We start from the raw sequence: 17,725 nt of genomic DNA on the forward strand, positions 1-17,725 counted from the left end.
GCGGAGAGGCCTATCGGGCCGATGCAGGCGATTCTTCTCCCGCCGCGCCCTCCAGGTTCCGCCCCCGGAAGCTCACCTCCGTGCGCTCGAGCACACCGTTGCAGCAGTTGCACGTGAATTGCGGCTGCAACTCCCCGCCGCAGGCGCGGTGCACAAGCGACAGTCCCGAGTGCCCGTCCGGGGCGAGCCAGCTGCGCGACCAGTCGTTGATCATGGCGGCCACCGCGAAGAAGTCCAGGCCGCGGGGCGTGAGCCGGTAGACCTGCCGGCGGGCACCCTCGCGGTGGGCATCGCGGCGGAGCACATCGGCGTCCACGAAATCCCGTAGCCGGCTCGTCAAGGTACCGGCGGGGATGGGCAACTGTCGCTCGAAGTCCTGGAACCGCGTGGCGCCCATGAGCGCACACGCCAGCACGAGCGTGGCCCAGTTGTCGCCGAGCACCCGGGTCGAGTCCATGGCGAGCCCGCTACCGGCCAGGCGTCGCGAGCGGCCCGCTGTGACGTCGAGGAACAGCCCGTCGTCAGCGTGGGCCACGACGTCCTGCGGCCGGACACCGATCGCGCCGCACGCGCCGCAGCCGAGCATCGGATGCGTGGCGCGCCCGCAGGTGTGGTGATGCAGTTCGATCGCGGAGTCCGGATGCCCGGGCCCCGCCCATGCTTCGTCCCAGGACCGGATGGCGACCAGCACCCGCCACAAATCCTTGCCTTCCTCAGTGAGGCGGTACTCGCGAGCGGCGGCGGCGTCTGGTCGCGCTGAGGGGTGCGTCAGTACACCCTCGGCTACCAGACCCGACAGGCGGCGAGACAGGACGGCGTCCGAGATTCCAAGGCCGTCGCGCAGCGCCCCGAACGTACGTCGACCGACGAACACCGAACGTATGATCCGCACGCTCCACGCATCGCCGACGATCGTCAACGCCCGCGCGAGTGGCGCCACCGGGGCGCGAACGGCAGTCCCGACGCCGGTCACCTGACCATCCTCTTGTTGCGCACGCCCACGACAGTAGCACCCGGATGTTGCTGTGTTTAGTGAAGCAATTATGTCTTCGGGCGCCAAAAAACCACGCCACACGCACAAAGGCCCACTTTCGCTATTGCAGTAACGCGCCAAGGTCGCTACATTGGCATCCAACGTGATGCGGACCACATCGGCCACGCGCGCCAGAGCAAGCAGAGCCACCACCCGGAGGTACCCACCGTGAAAGAACCCGTCTACGTCCTCGGCGGAGCCCGCACCGACTTCGCCCGTAAGTGGGCCGACTCCGGCGCCGGGCTTTACGAGATGCTCGCCGAGGTCATCCCCGCGACCCTCGCCGGCGCCCGCGTCGAGGCCGCCGACGTGGACGTGGTGCACGTGGGCAACCTGGCGGGGGAGATGTTCGCCGGCCAGGCCCAGCTCGGCGGCATGGTGGTGGCCGCAGAGCCCGCCCTCGACGGCGTGCCCACTACCCGGCACGAGGCCGCGTGCGCCTCCGGCTCGACGGCCGTGCTCGCCGCCGAGGCCGACATCGCCTCGGGCCGCTACGACGTGGCCCTGGTGCTGGGCGTGGAACTCATGCGCAACGTGCCCGCCAAGCAGGCCGCCGACAACCTCGCCAGCGCTGCCTGGGCCGGCCGCGAGGCCGTCGACGCGCAGTTCGCCTGGCCCGCCCTATTCGCCGAGATCGCCGCCGAATACGACACCCGCTACGGGCTCGACCCCGCGCACCTGGGCCGATTCGCCGAGATCGCTTTTGCCAACGCCCGCGGCAACATGCAGTCCCAGACCCGCGACTGGCAGCTGGACCCCGATTCCTTCACCCCGGACGACGACGCCAACCCCCTGGTGGAGGGCATTCTCCGCAAGACCGACTGCGGCCGCATCACCGACGGCGCCGCCGGCATCGTCCTGGTGAGCCGCGCCTTCGCCGAGAAGTGGGCCGAGCATACGGGCGCGGACCTCGAGCATGAGGCCGTCCTTGCCGGGTTCGGACACCGCACCGCCACCCTGCTCCTGGCCGACAAGCTCGCCGCCAGCGCGGGCCAGCGCCACATGTTCCCGCACCTCGCCGGCACCGTTGAGGATGCCTACCGCCGCGCCGGCCTGGACGGCGTCGACGAGCTGGACGTGGCCGAGATCCACGACTGCTTCACCATCAACGGTCTCGTCACCCTCGAGCACATGGGGCTGGCCGAACCCGGCAAGGCCGGAGCCGCGGTCGCCGACGGCGCGATAGGCCGCGACGGTCGCCTGCCCGTCAACCCCGGCGGGGGGCTGCTCGCCGACGGCCACCCGGTGGGTGCCACCGGGGTGCGCATGGTCCTCGACGCCGCACAGCAGGTCACCGGCCGGGCCGGCGACCAGCAGATCGACGGCGCCCGCACCGCCATGACCGTCAACGTGGGCGGCTCGTTCACCACGGCCGTGGCCACAGTCGTCACCAGGGGTGCCAGATGAGCGCCGCACGGGACGTCTACATCCTGGGCTCGCTGCGCACGCCCCGCGGCAAGGGCCATGGCGGCGGGGCGTTGGCCGGCGTCAGCCCGCTGAGCCTGGTCGAGCAACTCCTGCACGGCCTTACCGATCGACTGGGCCTGGACCCGGCCGCGGTGGACGAGGTCATGCTCGGCACCGCCACCCAGACCGGCGCGCAGGGCGCCAACCTCGCCCGCACCGCCGTGCTCACCGCTGGCTGGCCGGACACCGTGGCCGGCCAGACCGTCAACCGCTTCTGCGCCTCCGGTATCGACGCGGTCAAGAACGCAGCCGCGATGATCGCCGCCGAGCAGGCCGAGCTGGTGGTGGCCGGGGGAGTGGAGTCCGTCTCCGCCGTACCCATGTTCGCCGACGGTGGGCCACTGTGGAGCGACCCGACAGTCATCGAGACCATCGGCAGCGTCCACATGGGCATCGCCGCCGACATCGGCGCCACCGAACTCGGCCTCACCCGCGACGAGCTGGACGCCTACGGACTACGCACCCAGGACCTGGCCGCGCAGGCGTGGGAACGCGGGTTCTACGACCCCCTCGTGCTGGCCGTCCGGGGCGACGACGGCGAGGTGGCGCTCGATCGCGATGAACTCATGCGCCAGACCTCTCGCGAGCAGCTCGCCCAACTCGAGCCGGCCTTCGCCGCTCTCGGCGCCGACGGACAGGACGCCACAGCACTGGCCCACCTGCCGGAACTCGATCACATCGAACACCTGCACACGCGCGGTACCTCGCCGTCGCTCGCGGATGGAGCCGGCCTCGTCGTCGTCGGCACCCTCGACGCCGCCGAGCGCACCGGGCTCATACCCCTCGCGCGCGTCGTCTCCGGCGCGTCGGTCGGCTCCGACCCGGTGCGCATGCTCGGCGCCGGACAGGCCGCCATCGAGCGGGCGCTGGCCCGCGCCGACCTCACCCCCGACCAGCTCGACGTGGTCGAGTTCGCCGAGGCGTTCTCCGCCTTCTGCCTCAAAATCCAACGCGAGCTGGACCTGGGCGACGACCGCTTCAACGTTAACGGCGGAACCATCGCCATGGGCCACGCCTTCGGCGCCACCGGCGCCATCCTCACCGGCCAGGCCGTCGAACAGCTCCGCGTGGGCGGCGGTCGCTACGCCGCCGCCGCCGTCAGCGGCGCCGCCGGCCTGGGCACCGCGCTCATCCTCGAACGGGCCTGACCGCCCGCGCCCGCCGCCGCCCCCGCAGCACCCACCGACCCCGCCACCATCACCGCTTCGCCCGAAACCCGAAAGGACCACCCCATGGAGACCGAAGTCCTGGGCCGCATCCTCACCACCCTGCCCGCCGACGACGACCACCCCTACCGCACCGGCCCCTGGCGCCCGCAGCACACCGAGCGCGCTCAGGACAGCCCGGAGATCATCGGCCAGATCCCGCACGACCTTGACGGGGTGTACCTGCGCAACACGGAGAACCCGGTGCACTCGGCGCTGACCGGCGCCTACCACCCCTTCGACGGCGACGCGATGATGCACGTGGTCGGCTTCCGCGACGGCGAGGCGTTCTACCGCAACCGCTTCGTCCGCACCGACGGGTTCCTCGCCGAACAGCAGGCCGGCGGGCCGCTGTGGCCCGGCATCGTGGAAAAGCCCTCCGCGGCGCTGGCCGACCACGGCTGGGGCGCCCGCGGGATGCTCAAGGACTCCTCCAGCACCGACGTCACCGTCCACAACGGCCACGCGCTGACGAGTTTCTACCAGTGCGGCGACCTCTACCAGCTGGACCCGCTCACGCTGGAGACCCGCGGCAAGGCGGACTGGAACGGCGCGTTCCCCGCTGACGTTGGTGTCTCCGCGCACCCCAAGGTCGACCTGAGCACCGGCGAGATGCTGTTCTTCAACTACGACACGCAGGCCCCCTACATGCACTACGGCGTGGTGGACTCACATGACCGGCTGGTCCACTACACCGAGGTCCCGCTGCCCGGGCCGCGCCTGCCGCACGACATGGCCTACACCCAGAACTACGCGATCCTCAACGACTGCCCACTGTTCTGGGACCCGGAGGCGCTCAAGCACGGCAAGTTCGCCAACCGCTTCTACCCGGACATCCCCACGCGCCTGGCCGTGATCCCGCGCCGCGGCACGGCCGAGGACATCGTGTGGTTCGAGGCCGACCCGACATTCGTCCTGCACTGGGTCAACGCCTACGAACAGGGCGACGAGATCATCCTGGACGGCTTCTTCCAATCCGACCCGGTGCCCGCCGACGACGGCCAGGGCAGCCACTACAAGCGGGCGTTCCGCTTCCTGGCCTCCGACCGCATGGGGGCGCGGCTGCACCGGTGGCACCTGAACATGCGCACCGGGCAGGTCCGGGAATACGACCTGTCCGATCGAGTAACCGAGTTCGGGATGATCAACGAGACCATCCGCGGCCGCGAGCACCGGTACACCTACGCCGCGCAGAACAAGCCCGGCTGGTTCCTGTTCAACGGGGTGGTCAAGCACGATCTGCTCACCGGGACCGAGACCTCCTTCCAGTTGGAGGACGGCGTGTTCTGCAGCGAGACCGCCATGGCCCCGCGCGTGGGCTCGACGAGCGAGGACGACGGCTACCTCATCACCATCACCGTCGACATGAACCGGGACCTCTCGGAGTGCCTGATCCTCGACGCACAGCGGGTGGAGGACGGGCCGATCGCCCGCGTCCGCCTGCCCGAACGGGTCTCCTCGGGCACCCACTCCACCTGGGCGTCAGGAACCGAGATCCCCGACTGGCGCACATCCGATTCCATGACCACCCCGCTCGGGCTCTGACTCGGGCCCGGGTGCAACACCGCACAGGAAGAGAAGTCACATGGTTCAGTTCACCGATCCAATGCACTCCGCCGAGCGGGTGGCCGAGTATCGGTCGCGCGGGTGGTGGGACGACCGCACTTTGTACGGCGAATTCCGGGCCCGCGTCGCCGAACGGGGTGACGCCCTGGCACTGGTTGATCCACTTAACCGGGAAGCTTTGGTCGGGTCACCGCCGCGCCGGCTGACGTGGAACGAGGTCGACGACGAGGTGACCTATCTCGCCGCGCGCCTGCTCGAGCACGGTGTGCGCGCTGGCGACGTGGTGGGCATTCAACTGCCCAACTCGGTGGAGTTGGCCGAAGCGATGCTGGCCACCTGGGCGATCGGGGTGGTGGCCTCCCCGCTGGCCATGCAGTACCGCCAGCACGAGCTCACCACCATGGGCGGCAAGGCCGGCTTCCGGGTGATCCTCACCTGCGCCCGCTTCCAGGACCGCAGCCCCGCCGCCGACGCGATCGGCGCCCGCGCGGCCCTGGCCCCGCAGCCACCAGTGCTCACCCTCGGCGCCGCCTGCGAGGCCGGCGAGGTGGCCGACGCCCACCTCGTCCCCGGACCCGCTAGCACTAAAGACCGGGCCCGCGTCGAGGACTACCGGGCCGAGCACCCGCACGACCCCAACCACTGCGTCACCCTGTGCTGGACCTCCGGCACCGAGGGACAACCCAAGGGCGTCCCGCGCGCCGACTACGAATGGGTGTCGATCGGCGACGGCACCACCACGGGCCCCGCCGTCCACGCCGAGAGCGTGCTCCTCAACCCGTTCCCGATGATCAACATGGGCGGCATCAGCGGCATGTTCCTGCCGTGGCTGTTCACAGGGTGCCTCCTGGTGCAGCACCACCCGTTTGACGCGCCGACCTTCTTCCGGCAGATCGCCACCGAGCGCGTCACCTACACCCTCGCCCCGCCCGCGCTGCTGTGGATGCTGCTGCACAACGAGGACCTGCAGTCCAAGGTGGACCTGTCGAGCCTGACGCACCTGGGGTCGGGATCGGCGCCGCTCCAGCCCGCTATGGTGCGCGGCTGGCAGGAGCAGTTCGGGCTGAGCGTCATCAACAACTTCGGCTCCAACGAAGGCGTGGCGCTCATCTCCCTTCCCGAGGACTTCCCCGACCCGGCCGACCGCGCACGCTTCTTCCCCCGCTTCGGCGCACCTGGTGTGCAGTGGCACGCCTTTCTCTCCGACCGCGTCAGCGTCCAGGTGGTGGACATGGAGACCGGCGAGGAGATCACCGAGCCCGGTGTGCCGGGCGAACTGCGGGTCGACGGTCCCACCGTGTTCGCCGGCTACCTGGACGGCGAGAACGTGGCGAGCCCCTTCGACGAGCAGGGGCGGCTGCGCAGCGGCGACGTGTTTGAGATCGCCGGGGAGAACAACGAATTCCTGCTGTACGTGGACCGGAACAAGGACCTCATCATCCGCGGCGGGATGAACATCGCACCCGTGGCGCTCGAGGCCATGATCGCGGAACACCCGGCGGTGGCCGAGGTCGCGGTGATCGGGGATCCCGACGAAGTGATGGGGGAGCGCGTCGCGGCCGTGGTGGCCCTGCGCGACGGGTGCTCGTTGACTCTCGACGAGCTTGTGTCCTTCCTGCGCGACCGCAAGATCGGCTCCTACCAGCTGCCCGAGCGGCTCGAGGTGCGGCCCGAGCTGCCCCGCAACGCCGTGGGCAAACTGCTCAAGCGGGACCTGCGCCGCCGTGCCGCGGCGGTCGAGCCGGGCCCGTCGACCGCCCCTACTGCGGCGTTGAGCGGGGAGCCGGTGTGACCGCCGCATCGCAAGACCAGCTGCTATCGCGACTGCGGGTCCCCGTGGTGGCTGCACCGATGTTCCTCGTCTCGGGTCCCGACCTAGTTGTCGCCGCCTGCCGGGCGGGTGTGATCGGGTCGCTGCCCACCCAGAACTGCCGAACAGTGGACGAGCTCGACCAGTGGTTCGCGAGCATCACCTGGCAATTGCGCGACGCCGGCCCGGACGCCGCCCCGTGGGCCGTCAACCTCGTCACGCACCGCAGCAATCGTCGGTTGGCCGATGACTTGCGACTGGTGGCCGAGTACCAACCACCGATCGTCATTACCGCCCTGGGATCGCCGCGCCCGGTCATGGAGGTCGTCCACGGCTACGGCGGGATCGTGATCGCAGACGTGGTGAACATGACCCTGGCGCACAAGGCGGCCGAGGCGGGCGTCGACGGTATGGCCTGCATCTCCGCCGGCGCCGGCGGGCACACCGGGCACATGTCCCCGTTTGCGTTCATCTCCGCTGTGCGGGAGTTCTTCGACGGCCTGGTGATCATTGGCGGCGGGATCGCCGACGGCGCCGGGGTGGCCGGTGCGGTGACCGCCGGAGCCGACCTGGTCTACATGGGCACCCGTTTCCTCGCGGCACAGGAGAGCCTGGCGCACGGTGACTACAAGCAGATGGTCGTGGACCACGGGCCGGATGATCTCGTGATCAGCGACGCCATCACCGGCACTCCCGCATCGTGGTTGCGGCCGAGCCTCATCGCCAATGGGCTTGACCCCACGAACCTTTGCCCCGCGACCGGAGACCGGGACTACACCTCGGGTGGGGAGGGCATCGCACGGTGGAAAGACCTGTGGGCCGCCGGCCAGGGGCTGCAATCTATTCGCGGCATCGAACCGGTGGAGGTGATCGTGGCGGAGATTGCGGGGGAGTACGAGGATCGGCTCGAAGCTATGCTCAAGAGGTTGACAGCAGAGGTGGGCTGAGTGGGTAGTCGTGATGGGACACGATAGCCGGGACGAAATTGCCCATGCCCGCGGTTGGCGAATTCACGGCAGCTTGCAACGGTCGAACTCCTGCTGGAGCCGTGTCCGGCGGCGATGGGTGTTGCGCAACTCGACGATGTACGCGTCAAGGTCCGGCGCGGCAGTGGTGCCGGCCGCGAGCTTGCGCATCCTCCGGAGTCGCAGGGCCGCGCTTCGATAGTTCCGGACGTTGGTGGCGACGAGCGTGGATTCAACCAGTTCGCGGTGCTTCGGGAGAACGGCGATCGGGTCGATGGACTGGTAAGCCTCAAGCAGATCACTCCACACGCGGTCGTCAGAGAGCTCTGATGAGTGAGCAAGCTCCCATGCCGCAATTGGGTCATCGAGAGTGGTCAGCGTGAAAAGCACTGCTTCACGGGGTGTGTTCCCGAGCGTGGTCATCACCTCGTCACGGTGGGTGATCCAGCTCGCTCCCGCGCTGTCGTGGAGCGCAGCGGCAGTGGATGCCGATGGCCACTTCCGGAACACCGTCAGCCGAGCGTCAACGAGATCGTCGGGGCGATGCTCCTCGAGGAGCCGACACCATGAGCGTGCCGCGGCGAGCGACTGATGCCCGCTGTCGAATTCCACAGCTCGCTCGGCCCACTCGATCGCCAGGTCAATCTCGCCGATCTCTTCCAAGGCCTTAGAAGTGTCCTCAAGCCACGCGGCGACCTTCATATCCCGGGCGTGAGTTCGGATGATCGCCTCGACGTCGCGGTCGAGCACCGCGAGACGCTGAGCGTTCCACTCAAGCGTGAACCACTCGCCACTGTTCGGAGAACTCCTGAGATCCTGACCGCGCGGCTCCAGAGTCTCCGCAATCTCGTCCAACCGGCGGCGGTAAGTCGCCACGCCTCGCTCGCCCAGCGCGGAGGCGTACGCGACGGGGTCGAGTTCGAAAAAATCCACGTCACCGTAAAACTGGAACGTGATCATCCACTTGACCAAGGTGGACGGGGCCACACCGGCCCGCGCAGCGGCGACTGGGTGGAGGGCCAGCAGTCGTCGACAGGCGTCGCCGATGATGCCGCTGGAGTCATCAGCCCGGGCGATGATCTTGATCGCACTGGCCAACGCTTTGTGGGTGACCTGGTAAAACTCACCGGGGTCAATCGTATCGGCCGCGGCCTCGAGATTGTCTATGGCCTCGTGCATCTGACCGCCGTGCGCGTTGGACGCGCTCCACCGGTGGAGGTCGGCGCGCGTACGGATCAGGGGAAGAACGTCATCTGCCAGCACCCCGAACATCCTGCCCGATATTCGGGGATTGGGTGTTTGCAGCCGTCATCGTTCGGGCCCTCGTCGTCGTCGTCGTCGGATGTCTTTAACTTCTTGGACGCAGAACCCCCGGCACGTGGGGGACATGCTCGAGGAGGGCGGGTGCTTCGCATTCGTCAGCGCCGGAGGACCGCAGCCTGCGCCACCCCGACCAGCAGACCGCCGATCACCAGTACGCCGGCACTGACCCCGACCAGGTTGGCGACTGTCGGCGGGTCCGGTGCGGCCATCTGCGAGGCGGACCAGTAGAGCAGCGCCCAACTCGCCGCGAGGAGCCACACACCAACAGCCCAGGCCGGGCGATGTGGCCGCGCGGTCGGCCTGCCCGGCCATACCTGGCCGTCCGGGGTCCGCCCGGTCCAGAGACTCGCCGACCACACGAGAACTGTGGTGAGTGCGGCAAGGATCGCGACCCATCCGGCCCCGGGCACCAGCGCAGCAGAGAGAAGGAATCCGGCCGCCAGGGCGGCCAGAGCGAGGAGCGCCACCCCCCAGGCGACCCCGGCCGCGCGCCAGAGCGGGTCGTGGTCGCTGCGCAGTGACCACCAGCATCGGCGCAGGCCCGCCGCCACCAGGACCACCACGGTCACCGCGCCCACGAGTGCCGAGGCCAGCAGCCACACCTGGGTTATCGCGGAAGCAGGGTTCACGGGGCCACCTTCTTCAGCGTCAGTGTGGTGACCGAGTGCGCGGGGAACATGCCCCGAGGCGTGTCCGCATCGAGCGACACTGAGTCGGTCACCACGCGTACATCGGTCACCGAGTCGAAGCGCGGAGCATCGAGGGTGGCGACCTCGGTCTCGCGGTACCCGTCTAGGAGGACGAGCTCGGCCTCCACGTCCCGCTCGGGGTCGCGGTTGATCACCGTCAGGGTGAGGTCCTCACCGGTGCGCGTGGCCAGGGTGGCGAGCGCCTCGTACTGCCCGGCCGCTGAGACGCGACGGGGGCCGTTCTCGATCGTCGAGGGCAACACCTCATGCCCGGTCAGCGGGGAGAGCATCTGCAGGACCAGCGCGGTGGGGGACGGGGCGAAATCCGGAGTGGGGCTGAAGATCGCCACATTGCGCGACCCGAGATTGGCCGAGGTGGAATCCCCGCCGTGATCGAGCGGTACATCCACCAGGGAGTGTTTCAGCGCCACCGGGATGCCACTCTCGGCGAACGCGGCGAGCTGGGTGGCCACGTATAGCGCCGGACTCACCGAGGCCAGGTAGTCCCCGCCCGGCTCCTGCCACGTCTGGAAACCAGGCACCGGCGACGCTCCGTACTCGCTGACCAGCAGCGGTACGTCGCGTCCTGCGGTGCGCCGGATCTCGGCCCCCTCCCGGGCGACGTGCGCGGCCTGCCAGTCGCTGCCCATCATCACGTGATCGTGGGTCTGGGCGGCGGTCATGGGGGAGACGATCCAGGTGTAGGGGTGCGAGACCTGGCAGTCGAACGCCGGGTCGTGCCCGATCGCCTCCAGGAACGGGCCTCCCTGATAGCTCGAGCAGACGCGGATGTCGGGGTCGGCGTCCTTCATGGCGCGGACGAAGTCCACGTAGCCGGCGTGCGGTCCACTGGTGTAGCTCACCGTCAGTCGGGACCCCTCCGGCGGGACGGCGCCGTGTGTCCCGTCGCCGAAGCGCACCTCGCCGGACTCGTGGTCGAGGGTGTAGACGGTGTCGTCCGGCTCGGCGCCGTCCAGGGTGGGGACCGGCGTCCACATCACGCCGTCCACCATCACCCGCGGATCCGGTGCCACCGGGGCGTAGGGCACCTGGCGGACCTGACCGGGGGAGCCGTCGCTGATCTGGGCGTCCTTGCGGCGGTCGCAGTCGGTGGTCAGCGGTTGATCGGTGAATTCGGTCGTCCCGCCGTAGGCGTACTTGTGGGCGCGCTCGGGGTGCTCGGTGGGCAGGATGGTGGGGTCCTGCTCCATCCAGTACGCCTGGTCGCCCACATCGGGCTCGTTGCCGACCTCCCACCACGTCACCCCGTATGGCTCGGGGTGACCGTGCTCGGCCCGCAGGTCCGCCCAGGGGCTGGTGCCGACGGGGGCGTTCATGTAGCTCACCCAGTCCGCCGCCTCCTGCGGGGTGGCGGTGGCAAAGTTCACCACCATCGTGGTCTCGGCGCCCACCTGCTCGACCAGCGCCATGTGCTCGTCGGGCCCGATGTCGCTGTCCAGCGGGGCGCCGTCGCCGCCGCCTGTCTGGCAGCCACGGTCCTCACGCGGCCCGATCGCCCGTTTCCACCGGAAGGTGTTGGCCACCGTGCCGCCCGGGTAGCGCAGCGTGCTTATCCCGGTGGACTGCGCGCTCGCGACGAGCCTCTGCTGCGGCTCGCCGCCGGAGGTGAACGAGCCGAACGCGTCGAACGGGTACCGGTGGTTGGCGCCGAAGAGCCCCTCGGAGACCACCAGGCCGGTGGGTTCCGCGCCCACGACGATCCTGGTCTGCCGGATGCCCGAGTACACGAGGGCCGCCGCGGAAAGAACGACGACGAGAACGACGACAACAGCAACCACGGTCGATCGCCTCTGATGCATACCGGACATCGTCCCACCGATCGGGCGCCCGAGAGACGAATCTGATGGCCCGCACTACAGCTGCGTAGATCGGACGACCGACTGTCCGCGATCCTTGGGGTGGAAGCGCAAACGATGTCGTCGTCCGGTCACCCCCAGCGGTCCGTGGCCCCGCGATGCGTGCCTGGCAGCCGGACGCCGCGGCCAAACATCCGAGCACGCAGGGTGCCGGTCTCCCAGGGCATCCCGTGTTACCCACGGCCTACGCATCGAAAGGGGGCCCGAGGTGTTCCCAGAGCCGTGATCGGGCATCGCGAAAGTCGGGCGGGTCGTCGAGGGAGTCGAGGTATTGGCGTGTCGGTGGGTGCTGGGCGAAGATGTCGATCCACGTGCCTGGGTTGGTTTCCTCCCAGCCCATCATGAGGCCGGGGACCTGCACCTTGGTCAAGAGGACGGTGTTTCTCCGGGGTCGGGGTGACCCTATCCACCAGGGGACCGTGACGGACACTTCGCGCGGGCTGCCCGGGTGGAGATCGATTGCGATTCGATCGAAGGGGAACGGCCAGGTTCTGTACGTTCGGGATCCGGCGATGCTGGACCACGGGATCTGGGCTCGTAGTCCTCTGGCTCGGATGGTTACACCGTGCTCGGTGAGATAAGTACCTTCCTCGACGAACCGGCCGGCGAGGCTGAAGATCGGGTAGCTCAGGAAGAGGGCAGCTGGGAGGAGGAAAATTCCCATGCCCGGTTCCAGGTGTCCGTCTGTGCCCATCAACGCCGCCGACACCAGAATCACCGCGACCAGAAAGTAGCCCACCTCGCTGATGGGGTGGGCCATGCGGTCGGCTGGGAAGTGGATCGCCGGACTGCCGTCACGTACCGCGAGCCGGGGACTGCGGATCGCCTCCGGCCTGTTACGGATGGAGTAACTGAAGACGGGAATCATGAAACACAGCACGGACTGACTTAGGAAGAACCCATTCCCCCAAAGGTGGCCCGGGCTCGACGGGTCGGACCCGATGAACACCGCGCTCAAGTACAAGGCTCCGATGAGCCACAGGTAGACAAGCGCAAGGACGTTCCGCGGAGTCCACCAGGTCTGGGGGCCTGTGTCCTTCCTGCGGCGTCCGATGTAATTCTCGTCGAACATTACTTCCTTCTATCGATTTAGAACAACGCGTTCCACACGAATTTCCCTGTGTTGCTAGCCGATTGCCAGGTGTCCCCGAGGGCATCTCGACCAGCGTCGTAGGCGCTCGCGAAACTTCGATCTGAGTCCTCGAAGAGGCTGTCTACCGCCCCGGAGGTCCAGATGCCGATCCCCGTACCGACAGCCGCGCCGAAGACAGTGCCCACCAGCGGAACTGGAACAATCGAACCGATCAACGCGCCCGTCGCAGCCCCCGCTGCAACCGAGGCCCCGAACCCCGCGCCGCCGCTGACTACAGCCTGGTGCCACGGCTTGTCGAGAACAGCGACATCGTAGGCGACGGCACCCACCGCCATGACACCCCCGAGCCTGCCGAGGGCCTGACTTCTGCTGTTCGCTCTCCGCCACCCGGCCTGGTGCACAGCTGCGGCACCCCGTAATCGGCGTCCCTCGTCGAAGGCTGCTCGGCGAGCGTCGTATCCGGCGAGGCCTCGGGCGTCCTTGGCTAGTTGACGAGAGCGGTCCAGCAACTGTTGCGACCTGGCGTGCTGGCGTTTTCCCCGCTCGCTCACGACCCCCTGGGCGACCGATACACCGAAATCGCCAGCGACGAATACCAACTTGAGCTGCTGTTTTCTAGTGACTATGTCACTCCACGCCCGAGCCGCGGTAGCTTCCTTAGACCTGATTTCAACCGCCTCGGCCGCGGCAGCGGTGAACGCGTTGAGCCTGGCTCGCTGGGTGTTGTACGCGGCCGTCTGATCGGCGTGGGCCGCTACGGCGTGCGTGTCTGCGTCGGTCGGCACCGGGCCGGGGTCGGGGAGCGGCGGGCCGGGATCCTCGATCACGAACCCGTTGACGGACAAACTCGCCGCTACCGCGTCGGAGCGGATCGCCTCCATCGAGCGCTGTGCCTGTTCGAGATCACCGGCCAGCAGGTCCAGACCGCTTGCCGCCTCGCCGAGATACGTCTCGAGCTGGTCCACAGGGTCGATGAGATCCGACACGCGTGTGGTGAAGGCTTCCCCAGCCGGGGAGCTCCACGTGTCCTCGGCTCCGCGTCGGGCAGCAACCAGGGTGTCGCCGAGGGTGGCGACGACCGGGGTCACATACCCGCGCAGCTTCTCGGCGGAGTCGCGTAGCTCGCCCGGCTGACCGCGGACCTCAGTATCGATCGAATGGGTCACCCGCCACCTCCGGCGAGGAACACGGCCTCGGCTGCGTCCGCGTCGGCGTCGAGATACAGCTGACGACTATCGCTCAGCTGAACCGACATGGCGGCCATCCCGCCGGCGATCTCCCCGAGATCTGCCGACAGGTCGCCGAGCAACAGCAGAACGTCGGCGGTGGCGATGCCGGCGTCAACGCCGTCGGGAAGCACCGCCTCGTCAACGTCCCGCGAACGGTCGTCAAAGGACACGGCGATCTCGCTTAGTACTGCGGGGTCGACGTCTAGATGGTCAGCCACTGATCGTCCTCCCGCGCGTCCTCGGGCACAGCGACGTCCATGAGCAGCAGGTCGAATGATTGCCGCGCGTAGATCTCGTCCAAGCCCTCGTGGGTCACCAGCGCCCAGTTCGTCTGACGACCCGCCAGGTCATGGAAACGATCCAGCGCGCTGTACGCGAGCAGTGCGAGCCGTCCGTCGCGGGTTCGCCGCATATGCAGCTCCAGCGGCACTTGGCCATCCGGGCCCGGCGCGCCGGCACTCGGCTGGCCGCACGGTACGTAGACGACGGGCGGGAAATCGCGCAGCATGTCCTCTGCGGAGGAAGTAGTCACCAGCACAGCTCCTGGCACTCGATCAATAGGTGTCCGATACCTATGACGGCCCGGGAGGCGGGATTGGTTTCAACTCAGCCGAAAATTTCTGACTGTTCGGCATTCCCGTTGCCTGCGTATGACGGCGGGGGAGAGCAGGACCCCTGCAGTGCAAGCGGCGTCGAGGAACCATTAGAGCAACGTGATGGCAGTGCCTATGCGCAAGACCGCTCCTGTTCCAGTCAGACTTTCGGCTGGTTTATCCGCTGAAGGGTGGGGGAATCGAACCTGTCATAGTTCGGGCTTCGTAAAAGTTCGGCGGATCAACGAGTGTTGCAAGGTATCGGGCGGTCGGTGGGTTGTGGATGAAGGTGTCGATCCAGGTGCCGGGGTCGGTGTTGGCCTGTTCTATCTGGAGCGCGGGGACCTGAACGGTGGTCAGGATCACCGTGTTCTTTCGAGGGTGGGGAGAACCGATCCACCATGGAACCGTTATGGACACGTCGCGAGGTGTTCCGGGGATGAGATCGATTGCTATTCGGGGATAGGGGAAGGGCCATTTCTTGTATGTTCGGCTGCCGGCGATGCTGGACCACGGGATCTGAGCGCGTAGGCCCCGCGCGCGGATGAAGACGCCCTGTTCGGTCAAGTAGGTGCCGTCGTCATGGAATCGGCCCAGCACCGCGAAGAGTGTGTAGCTGAAAAAGAAGGCCGCAAGTGCGAGGAATATTCCTGCAGCGACCCGGGCCTCGTCGGTGTCCGACAGCATGGCCCAGGAGACAAGCGCGCCGGACAGAATTGCGTAGAGCGCTGCGCTTACCGGCACCGCTGGACGATCCGCAGGAAAAAGGACGGCTGGTAATCCATTGAGTGCAGCGACTTGGGGAGCGCGGATCTGCTCCGGTCGGTTCCGCAGCGTGTAGCCGAAGATCGGCGCGCTGAATCCAATTGCGGAAAGACAGATACCCAAGGTCAACGACCAGAGGTTAGCGGTCTCAAGATAGTCGCGTGTGGCCGCGATGATGAACAGGGCTGCAAAGAACCATAGAAACGCCGACCCTGACACTTTGGCAAAAGTCCAGAAGCGTGGGGTGCTGGTCATGCCGGCTCTGTGGCTCATGCTCGGTAATCCAATCTGAAAGTCAGAACAGGGCTTTCCAGGTTGAGGTAACAGCGTTCGTTCCAAGACCGACCGTGCCCTTGAGCTCATCCCAGCCAGCATCGACGGCGTCTGACACATCAAAGCTCTTGCTCTCGAACATATGGTCTATGGCGCCAGAGGTGAAGATTCCAACTCCGGCACCGACGCCGGCGCCGATCGCGGTGCCGAGAAAGGGTACAGGGATCAGGGTGCCTAGGGCCGCTCCGGCCGCCACCGATGCGCCGAAGCTGGCGCTCCCCGTCACCACTGCTTGGTGCCACGGTTTGTCCAGCACGGCGATGTCGTAGGCGACGCCGCCCACGGCAAGTACCCCGCTGGCGCGAGCCATAGTCTGGCCGATCTGAGTGGAGGATCTCCATGCCTTCTGGGCATCAGCTGCTTCGCCGATAATTGTGCGGGTTGCTTTGGATAGCGCAAGACGCTCGTCCAGGGTGGCGAGATTGGGGCGGGCCGCGTTCATGGATTTCGCCAGTCCTGAAAGATCCCTTGCCCTGGTGAGCTGCTTTCTGCCTCGGAGTTTGGCTTCGCCCTGTGCGGTGTCCAAGCCGAAGCCGATGGGGGTGAAGCCGAGCTTGCGATTGTGCTTATCGCCAACGAGATCGCTCCAGGCGCTGGCAGCGTTGACTTCGTTGGTGCGGACTTCGGCCGCCTCGCCGGCGGCTCGAGTGAAGGCCTTGATCTTTCGGTTCTGGGCGTCGTGGGCCCGCACCAAGTAATTGTGTTCTGCGACCGCGGCGCTGCCGGCATTAGTCGCCAGGGGCCCGGGCGCGGGAGTGGCGGGGCCAGGGTGCTCGATCGCAAATCCGCTTACGGTGAGTCCAGCGGCGCTCGCCTCAGTTCGCACGTCTGCCATCTGGCGCTGTGCTTGCTCGAGCTCCCCGGCGAGAAGCTCCAACCCGTCGGCGGCTTCTCGCAGAAACGTGGAGAGACCATCCACCGGGTGGATTGCGTCGTAGACGGCAGAGTGAAAGGCACTCCCTGCGGGGGAGAGCCAGGAATCTTCCGCACTTCGGCGCGCATCGACCAGTGCGTCAGCGACAGCGCTGACGGTGGGTGCGGCCACGAGCCGCAGGTCGGCAGCGAGAGAACGCACGCCGGCCGGTTCGCCTTTGATCTCGGTATCAATAGTTTCGCCCATTACGAACCGCCGGCGAGAAAGAGCGCTTCGGCCGCGTCTTCGTCGCGCTCGATATAAAGCCGTTGGGTCTCAGACAACTGCTGCGACATCGCTTCCAGCCCCCCGGCGATCTCGGCGAGGTCCAGTGACACGTCGGCGAGTAGAGCAAAGATGTCGCCGGAGGCGATCCCGCCGTCGACCCCGCCTGGGAGAGAAAGTTCGTCGACCTGGAGAGAGGCCTCGTCAAGGGACACGGCGATCTCGCTCAGTACTGCGGGATCGACGTCTAGATGGTCAGCCACTGATCGTCCTCCCGCGCGTCCTCGGGCACCGCGATGTCCATGAGCAGGAGGTCGAACGGTTGGCGCGCGTAGATCTCGTCCAAGCCCTCGTGGGTCACCAGCGCCCAGTTCGTCTCACGACCCGCCAGGTCATGGAAACGATCCAGTGCGCTGTACGCGAGCAGTGCGAGACGTCCGTCGCGGGTTCGCCGCATATGCAGCTCCAGCGGCACTTGGCCATCCGGGCCCGGCGCACCGGCACTCGGCTGGCCGCACGGTACGTAGACGACGGGCGGGAAATCGCGCAGCATGTCCTCTGCGGAGGAAGTAGTCACCAGCACAGCTCCTGGCACTCGATCAATAGGTGTCCGATACCTATGACGGCGCGGGAGGCCGG

17 protein-coding genes are annotated in these 17,725 nt (G+C 67.5%); 5 read left to right on the plus strand and 12 right to left on the minus strand.

The window, feature by feature from the left end:
- Window positions 1–10: 10 nt before the first annotated feature.
- Window positions 11–973 carry a winged helix-turn-helix transcriptional regulator gene (locus ON04_RS08960; protein WP_010541268.1) on the minus strand — a complete coding sequence of 321 codons (963 nt, stop codon included), beginning with the start codon at window positions 971–973 and terminating at the stop codon, window positions 11–13.
- Between the two features lie 228 nt (window positions 974–1,201).
- Between ON04_RS08960 and ON04_RS08965 the strand changes: the two genes are divergently transcribed.
- From ON04_RS08965 to ON04_RS08985, 5 genes are all read left to right on the plus strand, one after another.
- Window positions 1,202–2,440, plus strand: a complete 1,239-nt coding sequence (locus ON04_RS08965) for an acetyl-CoA acetyltransferase (protein WP_010541269.1) — start codon at window positions 1,202–1,204, stop codon at window positions 2,438–2,440.
- Entirely contained in the window at window positions 2,437–3,648 is a 1,212-nt protein-coding gene (locus tag ON04_RS08970; RefSeq protein ID WP_010541270.1) for an acetyl-CoA C-acyltransferase, read from the plus strand. Before ON04_RS08965 ends, ON04_RS08970 begins: the two co-directional genes overlap by 4 nt.
- An 84-nt stretch (window positions 3,649–3,732) precedes the next feature.
- Window positions 3,733–5,250: a carotenoid oxygenase family protein gene (locus ON04_RS08975; protein WP_010541271.1), complete on the plus strand. Its 1,518-nt coding sequence runs from the start codon at window positions 3,733–3,735 to the stop codon at window positions 5,248–5,250.
- Window positions 5,251–5,290: 40 nt separating this feature from the next.
- On the plus strand, window positions 5,291–7,063 hold the full coding sequence (locus ON04_RS08980) for a class I adenylate-forming enzyme family protein (RefSeq protein ID WP_010541272.1): 1,773 nt from the start codon (window positions 5,291–5,293) through the stop codon (window positions 7,061–7,063).
- Complete coding sequence (locus ON04_RS08985; protein ID WP_010541273.1) at window positions 7,060–8,028, plus strand: NAD(P)H-dependent flavin oxidoreductase; 969 nt, start codon at window positions 7,060–7,062, stop codon at window positions 8,026–8,028. The genes ON04_RS08980 and ON04_RS08985 overlap by 4 nt, the downstream gene beginning before the upstream one ends.
- A gap of 63 nt (window positions 8,029–8,091) precedes the next feature.
- On the opposite strand, the gene ON04_RS08990 is transcribed toward ON04_RS08985, so the two are convergent.
- The 11 genes from ON04_RS08990 to ON04_RS09040 form a co-directional block, all read right to left on the minus strand.
- Complete coding sequence (locus tag ON04_RS08990) at window positions 8,092–9,318, minus strand: hypothetical protein (RefSeq protein ID WP_010541274.1); 1,227 nt, start codon at window positions 9,316–9,318, stop codon at window positions 8,092–8,094.
- Window positions 9,319–9,464: 146 nt separating this feature from the next.
- Window positions 9,465–9,998: a hypothetical protein gene (locus ON04_RS08995; RefSeq protein ID WP_010541275.1), complete on the minus strand. Its 534-nt coding sequence runs from the start codon at window positions 9,996–9,998 to the stop codon at window positions 9,465–9,467.
- Window positions 9,995–11,857, minus strand: a complete 1,863-nt coding sequence (locus ON04_RS09000) for a hypothetical protein (protein WP_141564713.1) — start codon at window positions 11,855–11,857, stop codon at window positions 9,995–9,997. Before ON04_RS09000 ends, ON04_RS08995 begins: the two co-directional genes overlap by 4 nt.
- A gap of 262 nt (window positions 11,858–12,119) precedes the next feature.
- Window positions 12,120–13,007 (minus strand): hypothetical protein, encoded by an 888-nt coding sequence (locus ON04_RS09005; protein WP_010541277.1) that lies wholly within the window; start codon window positions 13,005–13,007, stop codon window positions 12,120–12,122.
- Window positions 13,008–13,024: 17 nt separating this feature from the next.
- Window positions 13,025–14,194, minus strand: a complete 1,170-nt coding sequence (locus tag ON04_RS09010) for a hypothetical protein (RefSeq protein WP_010541278.1) — start codon at window positions 14,192–14,194, stop codon at window positions 13,025–13,027.
- Window positions 14,191–14,475, minus strand: a complete 285-nt coding sequence (locus ON04_RS09015; RefSeq protein WP_010541279.1) for a hypothetical protein — start codon at window positions 14,473–14,475, stop codon at window positions 14,191–14,193. Before ON04_RS09015 ends, ON04_RS09010 begins: the two co-directional genes overlap by 4 nt.
- Window positions 14,460–14,789 (minus strand): SAV_915 family protein, encoded by a 330-nt coding sequence (locus tag ON04_RS09020; protein ID WP_238529282.1) that lies wholly within the window; start codon window positions 14,787–14,789, stop codon window positions 14,460–14,462. Before ON04_RS09020 ends, ON04_RS09015 begins: the two co-directional genes overlap by 16 nt.
- A 238-nt stretch (window positions 14,790–15,027) precedes the next feature.
- Entirely contained in the window at window positions 15,028–15,870 is an 843-nt protein-coding gene (locus ON04_RS09025; RefSeq protein WP_141564714.1) for a hypothetical protein, read from the minus strand.
- A 40-nt stretch (window positions 15,871–15,910) separates the two neighbouring features.
- Window positions 15,911–17,068, minus strand: a complete 1,158-nt coding sequence (locus ON04_RS09030) for a hypothetical protein (protein ID WP_010541282.1) — start codon at window positions 17,066–17,068, stop codon at window positions 15,911–15,913.
- The gene (locus tag ON04_RS09035) at window positions 17,068–17,349 is read right to left on the minus strand and encodes a hypothetical protein (protein WP_010541283.1); all 282 of its coding nucleotides are present in this window, start codon (window positions 17,347–17,349) and stop codon (window positions 17,068–17,070) included. Before ON04_RS09035 ends, ON04_RS09030 begins: the two co-directional genes overlap by 1 nt.
- Window positions 17,334–17,663, minus strand: coding sequence for an SAV_915 family protein (locus ON04_RS09040; protein ID WP_238529283.1), 330 nt, complete (start codon window positions 17,661–17,663; stop codon window positions 17,334–17,336). The genes ON04_RS09035 and ON04_RS09040 overlap by 16 nt, the downstream gene beginning before the upstream one ends.
- Between the last annotated feature and the right edge of the window lie 62 nt (window positions 17,664–17,725).

The organism is Dietzia alimentaria 72, assembly GCF_000226215.1.
Classification (GTDB): Bacteria; Actinomycetota; Actinomycetes; order Mycobacteriales; family Mycobacteriaceae; genus Dietzia; species Dietzia alimentaria.

Coding starts and splice junctions, on each gene's coding strand:
- ON04_RS08980 (WP_010541272.1), top strand. CDS start 5,291: ATGGTTCAGTTCACCGATCCAATGCACTCCGCCGAGCGGGTGGCCGAG.
- ON04_RS08975 (WP_010541271.1), top strand. CDS start 3,733: ATGGAGACCGAAGTCCTGGGCCGCATCCTCACCACCCTGCCCGCCGAC.
- ON04_RS09005 (WP_010541277.1), bottom strand. CDS start 13,007: ATGTTCGACGAGAATTACATCGGACGCCGCAGGAAGGACACAGGCCCC.
- ON04_RS08970 (WP_010541270.1), top strand. CDS start 2,437: ATGAGCGCCGCACGGGACGTCTACATCCTGGGCTCGCTGCGCACGCCC.
- ON04_RS08990 (WP_010541274.1), bottom strand. CDS start 9,318: ATGTTCGGGGTGCTGGCAGATGACGTTCTTCCCCTGATCCGTACGCGC.
- ON04_RS09030 (WP_010541282.1), bottom strand. CDS start 17,068: ATGGGCGAAACTATTGATACCGAGATCAAAGGCGAACCGGCCGGCGTG.
- ON04_RS09025 (WP_141564714.1), bottom strand. CDS start 15,870: ATGACCAGCACCCCACGCTTCTGGACTTTTGCCAAAGTGTCAGGGTCG.